The organism is Idiomarina abyssalis, assembly GCF_900116625.1.
GTDB classification, from domain to species: Bacteria; Pseudomonadota; Gammaproteobacteria; order Enterobacterales; family Alteromonadaceae; genus Idiomarina; species Idiomarina abyssalis.
The window spans coordinates 1-21,634 of sequence record NZ_FPBE01000005.1; the positions used below are offsets into that span (position 1 = coordinate 1).

The window sequence follows — 21,634 nt, forward strand, 5'->3', positions numbered from 1 at the left end:
AACGTGGAGCGCATTTTAGAGATTTAACTCGCCCCGTCAAGCGCTTTTTATGCCTTTATAACTGTTTTTTTGCTGACTGCGTAAAGTTTCGGCAAATGTGATCAAATCCAACATAAATAAAGGGCATTGGCACATAAACGCGTTGATGCGTAAAATAGAACCCTTACTAATTATCGGCAAATACGGCGTAACTTCATAATGACATACAAACGAATCGACACCTCCGAATATCCAGAACAACTCGCACAGAAGGCTGATAGGGTAAGAGAGATGTTTCGTCCTTTTCACATTAATGAAGTGGAAGTGTTTGAGTCGCCTGCCTCTCACTACCGGATGCGCGCTGAGTTTCGAGTTTGGCACGAAGGCGATGACTTATATTACATTATGTTTAACCCTGAAACGCGTGAAAAGATCCGCATGGATGAATTCATACCAGGGAGTTTGCTGATTAATCGGTTAATGAAACAGCTCATGACCTTATTAAAGCCCAACGATGTTTTACGCCGCAAACTATTTCAGGTGGATTTCCTGACAACCACCACCGGTGAAGCCATTATTTCGCTACTCTACCATCGCCCTTTAGATGACCAATGGGAACAGGAAGCCATCCAACTTCGCGAAGCGCTGAGCTCCATAGCTAAAGTAGAGGTTATAGGCAGAGCTCGTAAGCAAAAACGAGTGCTATATAAGGAAAGTGTCACTGAAGAAGTGAAAGTTGATAGAAAAAGATACCTGTCTCTGCAAACAGAGAACAGCTTCACCCAACCAAATGCCATCATCAATCAAAAAATGATCAGTTGGGCCAAGCGCCACGCAGGCAATAATTCCCATGATCTATTAGAGCTGTACTGTGGAAATGGCAACTTTACCTTGCCCCTGGCGGATAACTTTAATCGTGTATTAGCGACTGAAATTAGCAAAAGCTCCGTTGCCGCGGCTCGCGAAAACGCAGAGTTGAACGCTATTAATAATGTCACAGTTGTACGCATGTCAGCTGAAGAGTTTAGTGCGGCTTTAAGTGGTGAGCTTGAATCAAAGCGAGCGGCTGACGCAGATATTCACAGTTTTGACTGCAAAACGGTATTGGTCGATCCGCCCAGAGCCGGGTTAGATAAAGACACCTTGAAACTGGTTTCTCAGTACCAGCGGATCATTTATATTTCCTGCAACCCAAGTACGCTAATAGACAATATTAAGGCGATATCGGCTACTCATAAGGTCACAGCGGCAGCAATGTTTGATCAATTCCCTTATACCGATCACATTGAAACAGGCGTAGTTTTAGAAAAGCACAACTAGTTTTGAGCAGGCTCTTCAGCAAGTGCAGAAAAGTTGAGCTTACGATTTAAGCGTAGATTGGATACATGAGCGTAAATAATCAGCCCGGCACCGAAGAGAATAATAATAGGTTCGCCCCAGTGGCCCAGAATATCCCGTTGAGAGTAAATAACGGCACCTAAAAGTAATAATGATAAAAGGTGCCATTTACCATGCTTACGTGCGCCACTAATCAATGACCAGAGTCCCACAACAACACTCAACCCTAAAATAGTATTTTCTAACGCGTCTTCACCGATAAAGGCCAAACCCGCCATTGCTAATAGCGGCAGAATAACAGGCAGCAGCAGGCAGTGAATCGCACACAAGGTGGTGATCCAGATTCCTGCTTTATCCAAGTTTTTGGATGTTTCTGCTGACATACTTGGCAATACCTTCTTTTCAAACGCTTAGTTGTTATATTATAACATACGGAAAGAATAACCAAGGGAGATCATGAGAAATTGTTTCTAAACAGCGAAAACTTATGCTGTATCAATAGCAAAAGGCAGGACTTCACTTATTGTGTTTGCTCCACATATAATCATCAAAAGCCGGTCAAATCCCAGAGCAACACCAGAGCATGCAGGTAAACCGGAGTCTAAAGCATCGAGTAAACGGGTATCTTCAGGCTGAATCTCCCGCCCATGCCTTTCTCGCCACTCATTATCTTTTTTGAAGCGGACACGCTGTTCAGCGGCATCCGAAAGTTCGTGATAACCATTAGCCAACTCCACCCCACGGTAATAAAACTCGAACCGGCGTGCGACACGTGCATCATTGCTGTCGATTCTGGCCAAAGCAGCCTGTGACTGTGGAAACTCGGTTACACAAATTGGCCTATTATCAGGAAACTGGCTTTCAATAAGCTCGGAAAAAGCCACTTGTAGAATGGTGTCTTCGTCTGTTTCCTTTGACATCCACTCCGACAAAGACGGACGCTCAACCAGGTGTCGCCGTATTGTATCCACACCTGCACTACTCAATGGATCCACACCCAGATATTCAATAAAAGCTTGTTGGTAAGTGACCACTTTAGTTTCCGGTGCGCCACATAGTGACGTTAGCAGCTCAGAAACCTCGGTTATAAGCTGAACATCATCGTAACCAACCCGATACCACTCAAGTAAGGTAAACTCAGGGTTGTGAAAACGGCCTATTTCATCATCACGAACCACATGGCTTAACTGAAAAATATCTTGCCCATAAGCAGCAAGAATTCGCTTCATTGCGTATTCCGGTGATGTCTGAAGGTAGAGCTTTTTCTTTCCTGAAGGTAATGGGTGTTTGAACTCGGTTGTGAGATTATTCAGGTGACAGTCTGTGACACCGAACTGCGATAAGAGGTGCGTATCGACTTCAGTTATCTGTCGTTCATAAAAAAACTGGCGGGCTTGTCGCATTAACTCAGCGCGTTTAACAAGCACTGACCAATCCGCTGTCGGCCGCCAGTTCATCGTCATATTAAGTTACTTCTGCACCCGGGAAACGTATTCACCTGAACGGGTATCAACTTTAATCACTTCGCCAATTTGCACAAATAAAGGCACGCGAACAACGGCACCGGTGCTTAAAGTCGCAGGCTTGCCACCAGTACCAGCCGTATCACCTTTCAAGCCCGGGTCGGTTTCGGTAATCTCTAGCTCAACAAAATTTGGTGGCTGAACGTTAATAGGTTTACCTTCCCATAGCGTCAAGGTACAAACATCTTGCTCAACAAGCCATTTTTCCGCTTCACCTACCGCCTTTTCATCGGCAGGCACCTGTTCAAAGGTTTCGTTATTCATGAAGTGCCAGAACTCACCATCGTTATATAAGTACGATAACTCAAGCTCAATAACATCGGCGCCCTCAACGGACTCTCCAGATTTAAACGTCTTTTCGACCACCTTACCACTAATCAACTTACGGATTTTTACACGGTTAAAGGCCTGACCTTTACCCGGTTTAACCATTTCGTTTTCAACGATGGAGCAAGGCTCACCATCCTGCATGATTTTTAAACCGCCTTTGAATTCACTAGTGCTGTAGTTCGCCATAACGAGACTTTCCTTTGTAAATACCTGATGATTTGCGCGCAATAATAAAACAAATAGCGACTTTTTTCAGGTAAAATATACGCTATTTGCAGCAGCTACGGAGGCGAAGTGTCCGAGTCAGCGTATCCCATTTCTCTAAACGACCGCCCCGACTGGCAGTTCGAACTGAAGCAAGCCTACACCCGACCCGAAGATTTGCTGCGTGCACTTGGTTTAGAGCCTTCGTTGTTTTTAGGTGACATTAAAGCGAGAAAGCTATTTTCCATGCGAGTCCCCAGGCCTTTTGTTGAACAAATGAAAGCGGGGGACAGCAACGACCCTTTGCTACGACAAGTGCTCCCGTTACGCAACGAGTTTGACTCAGCACCGGGTTACAGCACAGACCCATTGCAGGAACAGAAGGGACCGGTAGAGGGGCTGCTGCACAAATATAAAAGTCGCGTGCTACTGATATTGCAGGGGGGCTGCGCCGTAAACTGCCGTTACTGCTTCCGCCGTCATTTTCCTTATGACGAGCTAACCTTCAGTAAACGGCAGTTATCAGACACACTGAATTACATTAAAGACAACCCGGAAATCAACGAAGTCATTCTAAGTGGCGGCGACCCATTAATGGCAAATGACAAACGGCTTAAAGATCTCATTAAAGAATTTGAGCTTTTGCCACAACTTACCCGCTTACGCATTCATAGTCGATTGCCAGTTGTGATACCCTCTCGCTTGACAAGCGAGCTGAAAGATTTGCTGAGTAACAGTCGGTTTAAAAGCGTTTTGGTTTTGCATGTGAACCACGCGAACGAAGTTTCAGAAACCTTAACTCGCACTTTAAAAGAATGGCATCACGCCGGTATACACTTATTAAACCAAAGCGTTTTACTAAATGGTGTGAATGACAATATCGAAGCTCTTACTCAGCTCAGTGAGAAGTTATTTGATGCCAGTGTTTTACCCTATTACTTACATCAACTGGATAAAGTAGAAGGCGCCAGCCATTTCGCCGTCGGCGATGATAAAGCCCAGACGTTGTGGCAACAAATGACATACGAGTTACCGGGATTCCTGGTTCCCCGCCTTGTACGCGAGCAGGCGGGGGAACTTAGTAAAACAGCTATCATGCCGGATGGCACAAATGAATCAACAAAGGATAAATTATGAGCGACAACCTGGAAAGTGTAGAAGTTAAATTACAAGAACACCTTCAACAACTGTATCGCCAAGTTATTGATGCCGACCAATACCTTGACGATTTACGTCAACAAGGCAAAGCCAAATTCCAGGGTGTATTCGCAGAACAAACTGTATTTGAAAGCAAAGGCAACCGTTTTCAGCCATACCTAAACGAAATTGCTGCTAACTTTGAAAAGTGGCAACAAGACAAAGACAACGAACAACAGCTGCAGTTACTGGTACAGCAATTACAGTTGATGACTGAAACTCTTGCTCGCCTTAAAGCTATTCGTCAGGCTGGTTAAGTAACGTTTCTTCAAACCACTCTGTTAGCATTTCTTCTTCGAAGTACAGATCATTTCGACGTACTCTTGACGCCAGGCCATCGTAGTTAAAACTCATGTTTTTCACATTTGCCTGGCCTTCCTTCAAAACTTCTCCCGCACTACCAACCAAGCGATAATCGAATTCCATTCTGGGGAAGTCTATTTCCCGAACAATACGGACGAAATTGGAAGTTGAGCGTCCAAACGTGGGCTCAAGACGACCGGTTAGGTCAACATCCGTTACCGTAATTTCGAGCTTTTGCTCTTCAGGCAGTTTTGCGGCCAAGCTTTGAAAGTGTTCAGTCAGATTGTCCATTACCTTTTGCTGATAGCGATCCCTCAAGCCATCGGCCGGACGAATATCTGTATAACTATCAACACCTTTCCAAGAAACTTCAGCCGTTCCGGCTAACGCCGAAAAACTAAAGGCTAATAAAATCGTTCCCACTATACCTTGAACACGCATGCTAATTTTCCTCCCATACAATCGCCAAGGACGCCATCTGGATAGTTAGAGCACCATTTTCTAAAAAAATTCCATAAAAAAGGGAGCCACGTAGGCTCCCTTCTTTAAACGGTGCTTGAGCGCATTACATCATGCCGCCCATACCGCCCATTCCACCCATGTCGCCGCCAGGCATTCCGCCTGCGTTGTCATCCTGTGGAATGTCAGCAATCATCGCTTCAGTGGTGATCATCAGCGCTCCTACAGAAGCTGCGAACTGCAGTGCTGAACGAGTAACTTTGGTTGGATCCAAAATACCCATTTCCAGCATATCGCCATAAGTGTCGTTACCAGCGTTGTAACCGTAGTTACCTTCACCACCACGAACACTGTTAGCAACAACAGAACCTTCAGCACCAGCGTTCATAGCAATTTGACGCAGAGGCGCTTCCATTGCACGTAATGCCAGACGAATACCAACGTTCTGATCTTCGTTGTCACCGCGTAGGTCACCTAATTTACTGGCTGCGCGAATCAAGGCAACACCACCACCGGGCACTACGCCTTCTTCAACGGCCGCACGAGTTGCATGCAACGCATCTTCAACACGCGCTTTCTTCTCTTTCATTTCCATTTCAGTAGCAGCGCCGACTTTGATCACCGCAACACCGCCAGCTAATTTAGCCAGACGCTCTTGCAGTTTTTCGCGGTCGTAGTCAGACGTTGTGTCTTCCATCTGCTGTTTAATTTGGTTAACGCGGCCGTCAATAGCGCCATCATCACCGTTACCATCAACAACCGTCGTGTTGTCTTTAGTAATGACAACGCGCTTCGCGGTACCTAAGTCTTCCAGCTGAGTTTTCTCCAGCTCCATGCCAATTTCTTCAGAAACCACAGTACCGCCAGTCAGAACAGCAATGTCCTGCAGCATCGCTTTACGACGGTCACCAAAGCCTGGTGCTTTAACCGCTGCAACTTTAACAATGCCACGCATGTTGTTCACAACCAGAGTTGCCAGCGCTTCGCCTTCAACGTCTTCCGCAATAATAAGCAGAGGTTTACCGGCTTTAGAAACACCTTCTAATACCGGCAGTAATTCGCGGATATTAGAAATTTTCTTATCAATCAGAAGAATGAACGGGTTGTCTAATTCAACCGAACCGCTTTCCTGATTGTTAATGAAGTAAGGAGACAAGTAACCACGGTCGAACTGCATACCTTCAACAACATCCAGCTCATCAGTCAGTGCCTGACCTTCTTCAACTGTAATAACACCTTCCTGGCCTACTTTATCCATTGCCTGAGCAATGATTTCGCCAATAGTGTGATCCGCGTTAGCAGAAATAGTCGCTACCTGAGCAATAGCTTTGCTATCGGCACAAGGCTGAGAAATTTTCTTCAACTCTTCAACTGCGGCAATAACAGCTTTGTCGATACCGCGCTTAAGATCCATTGGGTTCATACCCGCGGCTACTGACTTCAAACCTTCGTTAACAATGGCTTGAGCCAGAACCGTTGCAGTTGTCGTACCGTCACCCGCTTCGTCGTTTGCTTTAGACGCCACTTCTTTAACCATTTGAGCGCCCATGTTTTCGAACTTGTCTTCCAGCTCGATTTCTTTCGCAACAGAAACACCGTCTTTAGTGATAACTGGTGCGCCAAACGATTTATCTAATACAACGTTACGGCCTTTTGGACCCAAAGTAACTTTTACTGAGTCAGCAAGAACATTTACGCCTTTCAGCATTTTTTGACGTGCTGTATTACCAAATTTGACTTCTTTAGCTGCCATTTTTGCTTTCCTCTTAAATGCGTTTATTCGGTTGTGCTAATAAGCGATTCAGGCGTCTTATTCTTCAATTGCCAGAATGTCGCTTTCGCTCATGATCAAATACTCTTCACCATCGATTTTCTCGGTTTTTACACCGTAGCCTTCGCTGAACAGCACTTTATCACCGGCTTTTACGTCAAGCGCACGCACTTCACCGTTATCCAGAATACGGCCTTTGCCTACCGCTACGACTTCACCGCGCGTAGACTTCTCTGCCGCAGAACCAGTCAGAACAATTCCGCCAGCCGATTTCGCTTCGACTTCAATGCGTTTGATAATGACTCGATCGTGTAAAGGACGAAGTTTCATTGTTGATAACTCCTCAACCTATTGTTGTTAGTGGTTAGTACCCCTAAGGGCGTGTAAAAATCATCGTGCTCATTAAATGGGGGAGGAATTTTTGTTATCAAGGGGGAAGCGCAAAAAATTTTATGGTAATTTGCCAGACTCACTGGCGCTATATGGAGGTTCTATGACTCAGCAACCCAAATTGATTTTATGCACCACAGACAGTTACTCTTCTGCGAAACAACTTGCCCGCAACTTAGTTGAGAAAAAGCTCGTCGCCTGCGTCAATATAGTGCCTAATATGACATCGATTTACTCCTGGCATGGGCAAGTACATGAAGATGAAGAGTGGCTTATGCTGATAAAATCAACCGATAAACGCTTCGGTGATATAAAAGACTTTGTCAGTGCGAATCACCCATACGATTCCCCGGAGTTAATCAGCATTAACATAGAAGACGGATTACCCGATTACCTGACGTGGACACAGGATTCAGTCAAATGATAAAACGGCTCATCTCATGCCTGATACTTTTTACCGTAGCGCTAACCTTGGTTGCGCCCGTTGCTCATGGTGTTCAATCCAATCCTTTTCAGCAACAGAATGAATTTTTACCCGTAGATCAGGCTTTTGATTTTGATAGCGAAATTGACGGCGACAAAATCACTGTCAGTTGGGCCATCGCCCCGGAATACTACCTGTATCAACACCGGTTCAAGGTCGTGCCCTCAAATGCTGTTGCGCAGGCACCCGAACTTCCGGAAGGAGAGTCTCATACGGACGAGTTTTTTGGCGAGTCGGTTGTTTACCGTAACTACGTTGAATGGTCTTTTACGCTGGATCCATCTTTTTCCGCTGACAGTATTACCATACTTTACCAGGGGTGTGCCGATGCAGGACTTTGTTACCCACCAACAGAAAAGCAGATCAAACTACCTACAAATGGTGATAGCAGCGACATTTCAGCACCAGCAGAGAACGCGGGTAGCAGCCTTTTCGGGATAGAAGACCAGCACTTAATTATCACTTTACTGTTATTTTTTGCCCTGGGTATTGGTTTAGCTTTTACTCCCTGCGTCTTTCCCATGTACCCCATCTTATCCGGTGTGGTTTTGGGCAACCGTGAACGCACCTGGAAAAACACGCTTTGGCTGTCTTTTATCTATGTACAGGGCATGGCCATTACCTATTCTTTATTAGGTTTGGTCGTCGCCTCAGCAGGTATGCAGTATCAGGCTTATTTTCAGCACCCCGTTGTACTTCTTGTTCTTGCGGCACTCTTTGCACTCTTTGCACTCAGTATGCTCGGTGCCTATACCCTGCAACTGCCCATTAGTTGGCAGTCAAAACTACAAAACCTAAGTGGTCAGCAGAGCGGCGGCAATGTTGTTGGTGTCTTTGTTATTGGAGCTATTTCAGGCCTGGTTGCATCGCCTTGCACCACAGCTCCGCTCTCAGGCGCGTTGCTTTTTATCGCGCAATCCGGCGACATTATTAACGGTGCAGCAATTCTCTATGCCTTAAGCCTGGGTATGGGTGTTCCATTAATATTGTTCGGGTTGAGCGGCGGGAAGCTTCTGCCAAAAGCCGGAGCATGGATGGTGGTGGTGAAACAGTTTTTCGGCTGGTTACTCTTAGCGGTCAGTCTATTTTTAGTAGAACGATTACTCCCCACCAGCATCAGTATGTGGTTGTGGATTTTCTATTTCATTCTCGCGGCAGTATCACTGGCAGTAGCAATCAGCCAGTCAATCAGGACTGCAACCAAAGTCACTGCAATTATTTTATTGGCAGCTATGGCTACCGCGGGAAGCTATTGGCAAGTCAATAAAGCACAGTTAGAGCAGCAAAGTCATGGCTTGTTCACCCAGGTAAGTAGCATTAACGAAATACAGCAACAAGTCGAAAATAGCGACGGCTGGGTTATGCTGGACCTTTACGCGGACTGGTGTGTTGCCTGCAAAGAGTTTGAGCAATATACCTTTTCGGATACCGGCGTTCAGGCACAATTTGAGCAATTTACACTGATTCAGGCCGACGTTACTCGCAATAACGCGCAAGACGTTGAAATTCTAAGCCGCTACCAGGTATTGGGGTTACCCACGATTCTGTTCTTTGACCCTGAAGGCAAGGAGCGAGCTGAGTATCGAGTTACCGGTTATATGAACGCTGAAGATTTTGAAAAACATCTGGAAAAGATAGTTTCCGAGTAAACTTGTGCCTAAATGCGCTGATAAGACCAGTAAAGTGCTGCAATCTTGCTTTTTTTCCCTATAATACTGTTGTTATAGGAACCCAAACTGAAAGTTATGGTCAATTTTAATAGTTACCGTAACTTCACAGCAGATGGCGGCACAATGGCAGAACGTTTTAAAATATTGGTGCTAAATGGCCCTAACCTAAACTTACTGGGACAACGTGAGCCAGAGGTTTATGGTAGTCAAAGTCTGGATGACATCGCCCAGTCGCTAGACGCTATTGCCCAAAAGCACTCCGCTTCGCTCGATTTCAGACAGTCAAATGCTGAACATCAATTGATTGACTGGATCCAACAAGCCGCCAAAGACTCTGTCGATTATATCGTGATCAATCCAGCAGCATACGCTCACACCAGCATTGCGCTGCGTGATGCTCTGCTCGCTGTGCAAATCCCTTTTATCGAAGTACACCTTTCTAATATTTATCGCCGGGAGAGCTTCCGCCACCACTCGTATTTAGCCGATGTGGCTGACGGCGTTATCTGCGGGCTTGGCGCCCGTGGCTACGAATACGCATTACAAGCAGCTTTAAACATATTGAATAACACAGATAACTAAAGGTAGACGTTAGCATGGATATCCGAAAAATTAAGAAACTGATTGAGCTCGTTGAAGAATCTGGCGTTGCTGAACTGGAAATAACCGAAGGTGAAGAATCCGTTCGGATTAACCGTTACAGTGCGCAACCTGCGCCAATGCAGTATGCGCCACAGCCTCAACAGGCGCCTCAGCAAGCCCCAGCGGCACCGGCAAGCCAGCCAGCAGCTTCAGCGGAGCCAGCCAGCGAAGAAATTAGCGGTCATGTTGTTCGTTCGCCTATGGTTGGAACTTTCTATGAAGCACCATCGCCTGATGCCAAGCCATTTGTCACTGTAGGCTCTCGTGTTAATGCTGGCGAAACACTGTGCATTATTGAAGCCATGAAAATGATGAACCAAATTGAAGCTGACAAGTCCGGTGTCGTTAAGCAAATTTTAGTAGACAACGAAGAGCCAGTTGAATTTGATCAACCTCTGTTTGTCATTGAATAAAGTAACCGCAGGAATTTGTCATGTTAGATAAAGTGGTCATTGCCAACCGTGGCGAAATTGCACTGCGCATACTGCGAGCCTGTAAAGAGCTCGGCATTAAAACAGTGGCAGTTCACTCAACGGTTGATAGAAATTTAAAGCACGTTTTACTTGCTGACGAAGCGATTTGTATTGGTAAAGCGCCAGCAAACGAAAGCTACCTGAATATCCCACGTATTATCAGCGCCGCTGAAATTACCGATGCTGCGGCCATCCATCCGGGCTATGGTTTTCTTGCTGAAAACGCTGACTTTGCCGAGCAGGTGGAGCAGTCCGGGTTCATCTTTGTTGGCCCAACACCTGATCTCATTCGCCTTATGGGTGATAAAGTGTCAGCCATTAAAGCCATGAAGAAAACCGGCGTTCCCTGCGTACCAGGCTCCGATGGCCCGTTAGACGATGATAACGAGCGTAACATGAAGCTTGCCAAGCGCATCGGCTACCCAATTATTATTAAAGCAGCAGGCGGCGGCGGTGGTCGCGGTATGCGAGTTGTACGAAAAGAAAGCGAATTGCTTAGCTCTATTAGTATGACTCAGAACGAAGCTCGTGCAGCGTTCGGCAACCCTGTTGTTTATATGGAGAAGTTCCTTGAGAACCCTCGCCATGTTGAAATTCAGGTTCTGGCCGACGGTCAAGGTAACGCCATTCATTTAGGTGAACGTGACTGCTCTATGCAACGTCGTCACCAGAAAGTCGTTGAAGAAGCCCCTGCTCCCGGTATTACTCCGGAGATGCGCAAGTTCATTGGTGAGCGTTGTGCTAAAGCTTGTGTAGAGCTGGGTTACCGCGGTGCTGGTACCTTTGAGTTTCTGTATGAAAACGGCGAGTTCTACTTCATTGAAATGAACACGCGTATTCAGGTTGAGCATCCGGTTACTGAAATGGTCACAGGTATCGACTTAATTAAAGAGCAGTTGCGCATAGCGGCAGGCCGCCAACTATCAATTAGTCAGGAAGATGTCGTTATTCGCGGTCATGCGGTTGAGTGCCGTATTAACGCGGAAGACCCCGATACTTTTACACCATCTCCCGGTACCATCACTCGTTTCCACTCTCCGGGCGGCTTTGGTGTTCGTTGGGACTCACACGTTTACGCCGATTACAAAGTACCGCCTAACTATGACTCAATGATAGGTAAACTGATTACTTACGGCGAAAACCGCGATATTGCTATAGCCCGTATGCGTAATGCTTTGAGTGAATTAATCATCGAGAACATTAAAACGAACATTCCTCTGCAAAAATCAATTATGGCAGACGAAAACTTCCAGCACGGTGGTACTAATATTCACTACCTAGAGAAAAAGCTCGGTTTGGGCGGGCATTAATTAATGCCCTGGATACAACTGACGCTTTCTTGCAGTGAAGAGCATGCTCCCCAGGTGGGGGACATGCTCATGGCTAACGGCGCTCAGGCGGTTACATACCGCGACGGCGCTGATACCCCCATTTTTGAGCCACGCCCCGGCGACGTTATATTGTGGGAACACACCTTAGCGACGGGCTTGTTTGACGCCGAAGCTGATATAAAAGCTATTATTGCCAACCTGAAGCAGTCCAACGTTTTCGACAGCAACTTGCAATACAAAGTCGACCCACTGGAAGACAAGGACTGGGAACGCGAATGGATGGATAACTTCCACCCTATTCGTTTTGGCGAAAGTTTGTGGATTTGTCCTAGCTGGCGGGAAGTACCGCAGCCGGATGCCGTTAATATTTTGCTCGATCCCGGCATGGCTTTTGGTACGGGTACTCACCCAACAACCGCGATGTGTTTACGTTGGATAGATGCCAATCCCCCCACGGGTAAAACCGTTGTCGACTTTGGTTGCGGATCAGGAATTCTCGGCATTGCCGCGTTACTATTTGACGCCAAACATGTCGCTGGTATTGATATTGACCAGCAAGCCCTGATTGCGACAAAAGACAACGCCGAACGTAACAAGGTCGGTGATAAATTCAGTCTTTACCTGCCAACTCAGCAGCCTAATACTCAAGTTGATTTGGTTCTGGCCAATGTTCTTGCCGGCCCGTTACGTGAACTTGCCGATACGATAATTGGCTTCGTTGCGCCAGGGGGACAATTAGTCTTATCCGGAATATTGGAGCGACAAATAGAAGGGGTTATTGAAGCTTATCAACCTCAGATACAGTTCGACACTCCGACTATAGACGGCGACTGGGCAATGCTTAGCGGTACTCGGGTTGGTTAACAAGCGTCCGCTTTGTCAATAGTAAAAAATGAAAAAAAGACCCAAATTGCGTAATAAATAGCCTTTTCTTTATTGCGCAAATTCCCTAAAATTCCTCACCCTTTCGCTGCGTAGTTTTTAACCGATGCGGATTGGCCCATATCAACTCGACAATCAGGTCATATTAGCTCCCATGGCTGGAGTTACTGACCAGCCGTTCCGTCAGCTGTGTTACAGCACGGGGGCTGGGCTTACAGTATCAGAGATGCTGTCCAGTAACCCCAAGGTATGGCAGACCGATAAATCCAGGCAACGCATGGATCATTCGGGAGAGCTTGGCATTCGTGCCGTGCAAATAGCGGGCTCTGAACCAGAGTTAATGGCTGAAGCTGCGCGGGTTAATGTCAGTATGGGCGCGCAGATTATCGATATAAATATGGGCTGCCCGGCGAAAAAGGTGAATAAAAAAATGGCTGGCTCGGCGCTTATGCAGCACCCTGAGTTAGTTGAAGAGATACTGACAGCGGTCGTTAACGCTGTCGACGTTCCGGTAACGCTAAAGACAAGAACCGGCTGGGATCCTGAACATAAAAACGGTATTGATATAGCGCAGTTAGCAGAACGCTGTGGTATTCAGTCACTTGCTATTCACGGTCGTACTCGCGCCTGCATGTATAAAGGTAGTGCAGAATACGACACGATAAAAGCAATTAAAAACGCCGTTTCGATTCCCGTTGTTGCTAACGGCGATATTCGTACACCGTTACAGGCAAAACAAGTTCTTGAGTATACCGGGGCAGATGCCATTATGATTGGTCGTGGCGCGCAGGGTAATCCCTGGCTGTTTAGAGAAATTGCTTACTTTCTTCAGACAGGCAAGGAACTTCAACCGCCGTCGCTAACCGAAGTGGCTGAAACCGTCATTCATCACGTTGGTAAATTGCACGAATTTTACGGCAGTTACCAGGGTGTCAGAATCGCCAGGAAACACGTTGGTTGGTATTTAAAAGAAAAAGCCAGCAATGATGAATTCAGGCAAACATTTAATCGTCTTGAGGATGCCGAAGCGCAACTTAAGGCACTTGAAGATTATTTTGTCACTGTAGAGAAGAGATAAGCGTATTATGTTTGATCAAAACCCTAGTCGTGAAAACGTATCTCCCCTGACCACTATCGGTAATAACGCACAGCCAAAGCCGTTGCGTGACTCCGTGAAGCAAGCGTTGAATAGCTTTCTGCGCCAGCTGGACGGTCAGGACCCTGAAGAATTGTACGAGCTGGTGTTATCCGAGGTGGAGGCGCCGCTACTAGAAGAAGTCATGACTTATACCCGGGGTAATCAAACCCGCGCCGCAACTATGTTAGGTATTAACCGCGGCACTTTACGCAAGAAGCTGAAAAAATACGGCATGAATTAAGAATTTTTTGGGCGCCTTTTGGCGCCCTTTTTTTATTGACCTCCCCGTAATTTAACTGAGTTATAGAAAGGCAAAACAATGGAAACCCGTCCAATCCAACGCGCTTTAATCAGTGTTTCTGATAAAACCGGTATTGTTGAATTCGCTCAATCTCTGGCCGAAAAAGGCATTGAAATTCTCTCTACAGGTGGCACCGCTAAGCTACTTCGCGATTCAGGCATAACCGTTATTGACGTTTCTGAGCATACCGGCCAGGAAGAGATTATGGGCGGTCGTGTGAAAACGCTGCACCCGAAAGTTCATGGCGGCATTTTAGGTCGACGAGACATTGATCAGGACGTTATGCAAGAGCAAGACATTGCGCCTATCGACATGGTCGTTGTGAACCTGTATCCATTTGCCGAAACGGTCGCGAAGGAAGGTTGTACTTTAGAAGACGCGATAGAGAACATCGATATTGGCGGTCCAACCATGGTTCGCGCGGCAGCGAAAAACCATAAAGATGTCACCATAGTAGTTAATGCGTCTGACTATGACCGTGTTTTAAATGAGATTAATGACAGCGGTAGTGTCAGCTACAACACCCGTTTTGATCTTGCGGTTGCTGCGTTTGAACACACAGCCCAATACGACGGTATGATAGCGAACTACTTAGGCCTGCAACTCAGCGACAATGACTTTGCGCGCACCTTGAACTTGCAAGTATCTAAGAAGCAAGACTTGCGCTACGGTGAAAACTCGCATCAATCGGCAGCGTTCTACACTGAGCGTAATGCACCTAAAGGTAACGTGTCTACGGCAGAGCAGCTGCAAGGCAAAGCACTGTCTTTTAATAACATTGCCGATACCGACGCAGCGTTGGAATGTGTGAAAAGTTTCGCAGAGCCTGCGTGCGTCATTGTAAAACACGCTAACCCATGCGGCGTTGCCATTGGCGAGTCTATTACCGAAGCTTACGATAGAGCCTTTAAAACCGACCCAACCTCAGCTTTTGGTGGCATCATTGCGTTTAACCGCGAACTGGATGAAGCGACAGCAACTGCAATTGTTGAGCGCCAGTTTGTCGAAGTTATTATTGCGCCAAGCGTTAGCGATGCCGCGAAAAAAGCCGTCTCCGGTAAGAAAAACGTACGTTTGCTCGAGTGTGGTCAGTGGGCTGACTCTGGCACTCAGCTCGACTATAAGCGAGTCACCGGCGGCTTATTGGTACAAGATACCGACACACAAGACTTTAACGAAGACGAGTTGAAAGTCGTTAGCAAGGTTCAACCAACCGAAGAACAAATGACGGACTTAATGTTCTGCTGGAAAGTGGCGAAGTTTGTTAAGTCAAATGCCATTGTTTATGCCAAAGACGGTATGACCATTGGAGTTGGCGCTGGGCAAATGAGTCGGGTTTACAGTGCAAAAATTGCCGGCATTAAAGCCGCTGATGAAGGTCTTCAAGTCGAAGGGTCAGTCATGGCGTCTGACGCATTCTTCCCATTCCGGGACGGAATCGATGCTGCCGCTGAAGCGGGCATTAAAGCCATTATTCAACCCGGTGGGTCTATTCGCGACAACGAGATTATAGCGGCCGCAGACGAGCACGGTATTGCCATGGTCTTTACCGGAATGCGCCATTTCCGCCATTAATGCGTAGTGATAAGTGATGTTATTTGCTGCCCCGACGATTCGGGGCTAATCTTTACAAACACTTATAAAAACGAAGAGGCAGTTATATGAAATATTCTGCAATCGCATTATCCATGGTTTCTCTTTTGGCGTTATCAGCCTGTGACAGTGGTCCGAAGTCGTCGGCACCGGCAAGCACAGAGCAAGGCGCACCTATCACTTTAGAAAGCGCAGTTAACCACGAGGATCGCACGCCTGCGTATGTTGAGCGTGATCAGTTCCGCCATCCAAAAGAAACTCTAGAGTTTTTCGAACTTGAACCTTCGATGACCGTTGTCGAAATATGGCCAGGCGGTGGTTACTACAGCGAAATTCTGGCGCCATACCTCGCTGACGAAGGTACATTTTACGCTGCACATTTTCCGGAAGACACACAAAGCGACTATTACCAACGTTCACTCAATAAGTTTAAAGAGCGCTTAACCAGCGAAGCTGTGTTTGGCAATGTTGAACTGACTCAGTTTGCCCCTTTGACACCACTGGAAACTGATATTGCGCCGCCAAACAGCGCTGATCGCATACTGACATTCCGTAATTTACACAACTGGTATATGAGCGGCGGCGAAGAGGCAGTACTCAGCGCTTTTCGTCAGTTCCACCAAGCGCTAATTCCTGACGGCATTTTAGGGGTGGTTGACCATCGATTACCTGAAGGTGCCGATGACGGCGCAATGGAAAACAGCGGCTATATTAAAGAAAGCTGGGTTATTGGTCTTGCTGAACAGGCTGGCTTTGAGCTTGTCGAAAGCAGTGAAATTAATGCAAACCCGAAAGATACAGCGGACCATCCTAACGGTGTTTGGAATTTACCTCCAACACTCAATGTCGAAGATGGTGATGACGCTGAAATTTATAAAGCCATCGGTGAGAGCGACCGATTCACACTGAAGTTTAGAAAACCCGTAGAATAAGGATACTCATGAAAGTTTTGGTTGTTGGCGGCGGAGGCCGTGAACACGCACTGGCGTGGAAAGCATCACAGTCCTCACAAGTAGACTGTGTGTTCGTAGCTCCTGGCAATGCAGGAACTGAACGTGAGCCAAACCTCACAAACGTTGATATTGCGGCCGAAGACATCGACGGCCTGCTTAACTTTGCCAAACAGGAAAACATCGGACTGACCATTGTTGGCCCAGAAGCACCTCTTGTCGCCGGCATTGTCGACAAATTTACTGAAGCTGGCTTAGCCGCTTTTGGCCCTACAGCTAAAGCCGCTCAGCTGGAAGGATCTAAAGCCTTCAGTAAGGATTTCCTGCAACGCCACAAGATTCCAACCGCCGACTACCAAAACTTCACAGAAGTAGACCCTGCAAAGGCGTATGTTGCTGAAAAAGGCGTGCCTATTGTCATCAAAGCAGACGGCTTAGCAGCAGGTAAAGGCGTTATTATCGCTGAAACCCTGGAGCAAGCTAACGCAGCGATAGACGATATGCTGGCAGGCAACCGCTTTGGTGACGCAGGTCACCGCGTGGTCATTGAAGAGTTTTTAAAAGGTGAAGAAGCGTCTTTCATTGTAATGGTTGACGGTGAACGCGCAATACCCTTTGCCTCTAGCCAGGACCATAAAGCTCGTGACAATGGCGATACGGGCCCGAACACCGGTGGTATGGGTGCTTACTCTCCAGCACCGGTCGTTTCTCCAGCTATTCACGATTGGGTGATGCGCCATGTTATTAAACCAACCGTTGACGGAATGGCGGCTGAAGGCGCTCCTTATAAAGGCTTCTTATACGCTGGGTTAATGATTGCGGAAGATGGTACATCCAAGGTGCTCGAATACAACTGTCGTTTTGGGGACCCGGAAACACAGCCAATTATGATGCGCCTTAAGTCAGACTTAGTTGAGCTATGTCTGCAAGCAGTCGAGGGCAAATTAAACCAAGCACCTATCGAGTTCGATGAGCGCGCGGCGGTAGGCGTGGTCATGGCCGCAGGTGGTTACCCTGAAAGCTACAATAAAGGCGACGTTATTCACGGTTTACCGGACACTGAGCTGGAGAATCAAAAGGTTTTTCACGCCGGTACCAAAATGAACAACGGAAACGTAGTTACCAGCGGCGGTCGCGTTCTTTGCTGCACCGCACTTGGTAAAACTGTGACAGAAGCTCAAAGCCTCGCATACCAACTGGTTGATAATATTAGCTGGGACAATGTCTACTTCCGCACAGATATTGCCCACAGAGCCATTAAACGCGAAAGCTAAAACCCACCTCCTGTCATAACACCGTCATAAAAAGGACTTATCATCCGTGGTGTTTATGACAGGAGGCTTTATGTCAACGAGCGATAACCGCCGGGCACTCATTTCACTCATTGATAATCAACAATTGTATCCCCTCTTTCAGCCCGTTGTTGATACTACCCGCGGTTGTGTGATTGGTCATGAATCCCTTATTAGGGGGCCTAAAGGCCATGTTCTGGAGTTTCCCGATAAACTGTTCTCGGTTGCTCACGAAAGCGATTTACTCTCAGAGCTTGAGCTTGCCTGTCGTTACGCCGCGATAAAAGAGTTTCAGCGCCGAGGTGTGACCGGCAAACTGTTTTTAAACGCAAACCCCAACGTTTTAAAAGATGACTCCCACCCCCATGGTTCAACATTACGACTGTCACAGCAGCTGGGACTGGATCCTCACCAAATTGTTATTGAAATATCAGAGCGATATCCAATAGAGGATACCGAAAACCTGAAAGAAGCCATTATTCATTACCGTCAATTAGGCTTTATGATAGCCATCGACGACTTAGGTGCCGGCTATTCTGGCTTAAAGCTTTGGTCTGAGCTGCATCCTGATTACGTTAAAATTGACCGCTATTTCATTCAGGATATTCATGAGTCGTCGGTTAAACGGGTGTTTGTTCAAAGCATTCTCTCGCTGGCAAAAAATATACAAACGAAAGTTATTGCTGAGGGGATTGAAACCAAAGATGAGCTTGAACAGCTTCACGCATTAGGCATTAAGCACTGCCAGGGCTATCTGTTCGGTAGGCCTGCCAAGTTGCCTGCGAGAGATGTAAACACATCCCTTTTAAATACATATCAGCCTACTAAAAGCAGCTACCACGAAACTATCGCCAGCGTTGTTAATTCACTGGAAACTATTGCTGATGATGAACCGGCACTAGAGGCACTCAACCGTTTTACCAAGAATGCCTCATTGTCGTTACTTCCGGTCACCCGATACCAGCAAGTGGTAGGCGTGCTTCGCAGAGAAAAACTGTTAGAGCGTTTTTCCGGCTCTTATGGGCATGCCTTAAATGCCAGCAAGCACGTTGTGCATATTATGGAAAAAGAACCGATAGCTGTTGATTGGCGAGCATCGTTAGAAGACGTCAGTCAGTTAATCACTGAGCACGAAGAAACCGATGTCTATCAACATATTATCGTCACTCGCAATAACAGATATTACGGCGTAGCTTCTATAAAGAGCTTACTGCGGAAAATAACTGAGCTAAAAATTAATGATGCCCGACATGCCAATCCCTTAACTCAATTGCCCGGTAATGTAGCTATAAATCGGGTTATCAACGAAAAGTTGAAAGCTCAAACCCCATTTAGTGTCGCCTACTTCGATTTAAACCACTTCAAGCCCTATAACGATATTTATGGCTACGAGCAAGGTGATCAAGTGATCAAGTGGGTTGCTCAGCTACTGCAGAAACGCCTTACAGGGTGCAGTAACTTTGTCGGTCATATTGGTGGTGATGACTTTGTTGTAATATTTGATCACTCAGCGGGAAATGCAGGTCTCGTTGAAAACAGCTGTAAAAACGTTATTGAGCTGTTTGATAGGGATGTCATTCAGTTTTATCAAGAGGAACATATAAAGCTTGGCGGCATTAAGGCAGTTAACCGAGAGGGTCACCCAACATTCTTTTCTTTATTGAGCATTGCCGTTGGAGTGGTCAGCCCAGACGCTAAACTTTGTGAGTCGCACCATGACGTTGCCTTACTAGCAACCGAGGCCAAGAAAGAAGCAAAGCGTTTTGGCGGCAGCCATTGTTACCTTTGCCACCGCCAAGCCCCCAGACGCTTAAAGCTTGTTAGTTCACATTCTTAATCTTCGACAATCAAATCGTCTTCTGTGTCAGACGATGAGCCTAATGAGTCATCCGCAAACTTACCTTTGCCATACATACTGGCGACTTTAGGACGGTGAATACGCGCCTGATATTTGGCCCAGGCTTTTTCAACCGGGGTAGCAGGCGCTTGCTCGCCTTTTGCAGCAGCCAGTAAGTCGATATCCTCTTGAGAAGTCGGTTTAAACTCTCCATTAAGCATGGCGGTAATTAAACAACCGTAGTGTGTCAATGCATCGCTTTCCCGGATAGAAAAATCGCCCGAACGAGCGAAGCCATAAGGGTAGTTGCGGAAATCGTTAAACGGTTTCTTCAATAATAACTCTCGGGTAATAATGGTCATGATAAGCCCTTCCTACAGACTAAAACCGAACAAAAAGCCTGTCGTTATTTACGACAAAAACGATATAGAGCCATACTGAGAATTTGTCAATGAAAATGTTTGTAAAACGCGTTTTAAATAAGTGCGGTAATGCCTATAAATAACAGGAGTTAACTCATAAGGAGGAATGCCCATGCGTTTATTTGCATACACTACGTTAGCTTTGGCGACAGTAACGCTAGCCGCTTGTGGCGGTTCAGATGATGACCCGACCACACCGGATACTGCTCAGTTGACTTTAGGAGTAAGTGACGCGCCTGTCGATAACGCAGAGTCCGTGGTTGCCTGCTTTAATGCCGTGGAGCTCACTGGAAACGGAAATGGAACGCAGACATTTACGGTTGGCGATGATTTAGAAGCACCTGAAGAGAATGACCTTTGCCTAGACGAGGAAGGTAACCCAATTCCTAATACAATAGGCATCGACTTACTTGAATTTACTGGTAACGAGTCGATGGTGTTTCTCGAAAACGCAGAAATTGAAGCCGGTCAATATGGACAACTCAGATTGGTGATGGCCGACGGCTCGTACATCATGACTGACACAAATGGCGATGGAGAAGCTGAGCAAGTACCTGTCCAAGTGCCATCCAATGAACTTAAACTCGATGGATTCATAGCTGATGCAGGCGGTAACCTTAACTTCACTGTTGAGTTTGATCTACGCCATGCAATGACCAACCCGGTCGGTCAAGCACACTATATTCTGAAGCCACGCGGTGTTCGCTTAGTTGATAACTCAGCGGTTGGCCACTTGAAAGGTACAGTAGCCGAAGGCGCTCTGCTGTTTAATGAAGCCTGCACTGTCGCACCTGAAGATGAATCGCAGCCAGTTGCTTACGTTTACCTTTATAAAGGCAGCGATTTAGAAGCTTCAGCGTTAGCCGACAACGGCGGTAGCGAAGAGAATGAGCCGTACGCGAGCACAGCGGTTTATTTTGACGGGGTTGATACCTATGACTTCGCTATGGGTTTCGTTGCGACCGGCGAGTACACCGCTGCGTTAACTTGTAATAATACGGATGACCCAGAAGCAGATGATGACATAGAGTTTTTCCTAACTGAAAATGTCACCATTGAAGCATCAAGTGAACCAGTAGAACTCGAGTTTATTGGTGCCGCAAGCGAATAACTCATTTCGCAGTT

General features: G+C 46.6%; 23 protein-coding genes. 16 read left to right on the forward strand and 7 right to left on the reverse strand.

The genetic code is table 11. The annotated features are described in order from the left end of the window. The first annotated feature begins 198 nt into the window (after window positions 1-198). Window positions 199-1,299 carry a tRNA (uridine(54)-C5)-methyltransferase TrmA gene (gene trmA / locus BM359_RS09490; protein ID WP_054491328.1) on the forward strand — a complete coding sequence of 367 codons (1,101 nt, stop codon included), beginning with the start codon at window positions 199-201 and terminating at the stop codon, window positions 1,297-1,299. Here trmA and BM359_RS09495 read toward each other — a convergent pair. The 3 genes from BM359_RS09495 to efp form a co-directional block, all read right to left on the reverse strand. Beyond that, window positions 1,296-1,700 (reverse strand): MerC domain-containing protein, encoded by a 405-nt coding sequence (locus tag BM359_RS09495; protein WP_054491327.1) that lies wholly within the window; start codon window positions 1,698-1,700, stop codon window positions 1,296-1,298. The two genes, trmA and BM359_RS09495, sit on opposite strands and share 4 nt — an antisense overlap. Before the next feature lie 102 nt (window positions 1,701-1,802). Further along, window positions 1,803-2,780 carry an elongation factor P--(R)-beta-lysine ligase gene (epmA, locus tag BM359_RS09500; protein WP_054491326.1) on the reverse strand — a complete coding sequence of 326 codons (978 nt, stop codon included), beginning with the start codon at window positions 2,778-2,780 and terminating at the stop codon, window positions 1,803-1,805. Between the two features lie 6 nt (window positions 2,781-2,786). Beyond that, window positions 2,787-3,356 (reverse strand): elongation factor P, encoded by a 570-nt coding sequence (gene efp, locus BM359_RS09505; RefSeq protein WP_011235502.1) that lies wholly within the window; start codon window positions 3,354-3,356, stop codon window positions 2,787-2,789. Between the two features lie 108 nt (window positions 3,357-3,464). On the opposite strand from efp, the gene epmB reads away from it, so the two are divergent. Both epmB and priC read left to right on the forward strand, forming a co-directional pair. Continuing rightward, a complete protein-coding gene (gene epmB / locus BM359_RS09510; protein WP_054491325.1) occupies window positions 3,465-4,511 on the forward strand; it encodes an EF-P beta-lysylation protein EpmB in 1,047 nt (348 codons plus the stop codon). Then, entirely contained in the window at window positions 4,508-4,828 is a 321-nt protein-coding gene (gene priC, locus BM359_RS09515) for a primosomal replication protein PriC (RefSeq protein WP_054491324.1), read from the forward strand. Before epmB ends, priC begins: the two co-directional genes overlap by 4 nt. On the opposite strand, the gene BM359_RS09520 is transcribed toward priC, so the two are convergent. The 3 genes from BM359_RS09520 to BM359_RS09530 form a co-directional block, all read right to left on the reverse strand. Next, complete coding sequence (locus BM359_RS09520) at window positions 4,809-5,315, reverse strand: DUF3016 domain-containing protein (RefSeq protein WP_054491323.1); 507 nt, start codon at window positions 5,313-5,315, stop codon at window positions 4,809-4,811. The genes priC and BM359_RS09520 overlap by 20 nt on opposite strands. Window positions 5,316-5,439: 124 nt before the next feature. Then, complete coding sequence (gene groL, locus BM359_RS09525; protein WP_054491322.1) at window positions 5,440-7,086, reverse strand: chaperonin GroEL; 1,647 nt, start codon at window positions 7,084-7,086, stop codon at window positions 5,440-5,442. Window positions 7,087-7,143: 57 nt separating this feature from the next. Then, window positions 7,144-7,434 (reverse strand): co-chaperone GroES, encoded by a 291-nt coding sequence (locus BM359_RS09530; RefSeq protein WP_054491321.1) that lies wholly within the window; start codon window positions 7,432-7,434, stop codon window positions 7,144-7,146. Window positions 7,435-7,597: 163 nt separating this feature from the next. Between BM359_RS09530 and cutA the strand changes: the two genes are divergently transcribed. The 12 genes from cutA (at window position 7,598) to BM359_RS09590 (ending at window position 20,087) form a co-directional block, all read left to right on the forward strand. Continuing rightward, the gene (cutA, locus tag BM359_RS09535; protein WP_054491320.1) at window positions 7,598-7,918 is read left to right on the forward strand and encodes a divalent-cation tolerance protein CutA; all 321 of its coding nucleotides are present in this window, start codon (window positions 7,598-7,600) and stop codon (window positions 7,916-7,918) included. Continuing rightward, window positions 7,915-9,627 (forward strand): protein-disulfide reductase DsbD, encoded by a 1,713-nt coding sequence (locus tag BM359_RS09540; protein WP_054491319.1) that lies wholly within the window; start codon window positions 7,915-7,917, stop codon window positions 9,625-9,627. The genes cutA and BM359_RS09540 overlap by 4 nt, the downstream gene beginning before the upstream one ends. A gap of 144 nt (window positions 9,628-9,771) precedes the next feature. Beyond that, window positions 9,772-10,230 (forward strand): type II 3-dehydroquinate dehydratase, encoded by a 459-nt coding sequence (gene aroQ / locus BM359_RS09545; protein WP_054491329.1) that lies wholly within the window; start codon window positions 9,772-9,774, stop codon window positions 10,228-10,230. A 14-nt stretch (window positions 10,231-10,244) separates the two neighbouring features. Beyond that, window positions 10,245-10,703 carry an acetyl-CoA carboxylase biotin carboxyl carrier protein gene (gene accB / locus BM359_RS09550; RefSeq protein WP_054491318.1) on the forward strand — a complete coding sequence of 153 codons (459 nt, stop codon included), beginning with the start codon at window positions 10,245-10,247 and terminating at the stop codon, window positions 10,701-10,703. Between the two features lie 20 nt (window positions 10,704-10,723). Next, window positions 10,724-12,073, forward strand: coding sequence for an acetyl-CoA carboxylase biotin carboxylase subunit (accC, locus tag BM359_RS09555; protein ID WP_054491317.1), 1,350 nt, complete (start codon window positions 10,724-10,726; stop codon window positions 12,071-12,073). A 3-nt stretch (window positions 12,074-12,076) separates the two neighbouring features. Beyond that, the gene (gene prmA / locus BM359_RS09560) at window positions 12,077-12,958 is read left to right on the forward strand and encodes a 50S ribosomal protein L11 methyltransferase (RefSeq protein WP_054491316.1); all 882 of its coding nucleotides are present in this window, start codon (window positions 12,077-12,079) and stop codon (window positions 12,956-12,958) included. A 124-nt stretch (window positions 12,959-13,082) separates the two neighbouring features. After that, entirely contained in the window at window positions 13,083-14,054 is a 972-nt protein-coding gene (gene dusB / locus BM359_RS09565) for a tRNA dihydrouridine synthase DusB (protein ID WP_054491315.1), read from the forward strand. A gap of 7 nt (window positions 14,055-14,061) precedes the next feature. Next, on the forward strand, window positions 14,062-14,355 hold the full coding sequence (fis, locus tag BM359_RS09570) for a DNA-binding transcriptional regulator Fis (RefSeq protein ID WP_011235515.1): 294 nt from the start codon (window positions 14,062-14,064) through the stop codon (window positions 14,353-14,355). Window positions 14,356-14,433: 78 nt separating this feature from the next. After that, the gene (gene purH, locus BM359_RS09575; protein WP_054491314.1) at window positions 14,434-15,990 is read left to right on the forward strand and encodes a bifunctional phosphoribosylaminoimidazolecarboxamide formyltransferase/IMP cyclohydrolase; all 1,557 of its coding nucleotides are present in this window, start codon (window positions 14,434-14,436) and stop codon (window positions 15,988-15,990) included. An 86-nt stretch (window positions 15,991-16,076) separates the two neighbouring features. Further along, entirely contained in the window at window positions 16,077-16,940 is an 864-nt protein-coding gene (locus tag BM359_RS09580; protein WP_054491313.1) for a class I SAM-dependent methyltransferase, read from the forward strand. A gap of 8 nt (window positions 16,941-16,948) precedes the next feature. After that, entirely contained in the window at window positions 16,949-18,232 is a 1,284-nt protein-coding gene (gene purD, locus BM359_RS09585; RefSeq protein ID WP_054491312.1) for a phosphoribosylamine--glycine ligase, read from the forward strand. A gap of 70 nt (window positions 18,233-18,302) precedes the next feature. Beyond that, complete coding sequence (locus BM359_RS09590; protein WP_054491311.1) at window positions 18,303-20,087, forward strand: bifunctional diguanylate cyclase/phosphodiesterase; 1,785 nt, start codon at window positions 18,303-18,305, stop codon at window positions 20,085-20,087. Here BM359_RS09590 and BM359_RS09595 read toward each other — a convergent pair. Further along, window positions 20,084-20,449 carry a MaoP family protein gene (locus tag BM359_RS09595; protein WP_053954321.1) on the reverse strand — a complete coding sequence of 122 codons (366 nt, stop codon included), beginning with the start codon at window positions 20,447-20,449 and terminating at the stop codon, window positions 20,084-20,086. The two genes, BM359_RS09590 and BM359_RS09595, sit on opposite strands and share 4 nt — an antisense overlap. 172 nt (window positions 20,450-20,621) lie before the next feature. Here BM359_RS09595 and BM359_RS09600 point away from each other — a divergent pair, with 172 nt between their 5' ends. Further along, the gene (locus BM359_RS09600) at window positions 20,622-21,620 is read left to right on the forward strand and encodes a DUF4382 domain-containing protein (RefSeq protein WP_054491310.1); all 999 of its coding nucleotides are present in this window, start codon (window positions 20,622-20,624) and stop codon (window positions 21,618-21,620) included. The last annotated feature ends 14 nt before the right edge of the window (window positions 21,621-21,634 follow it).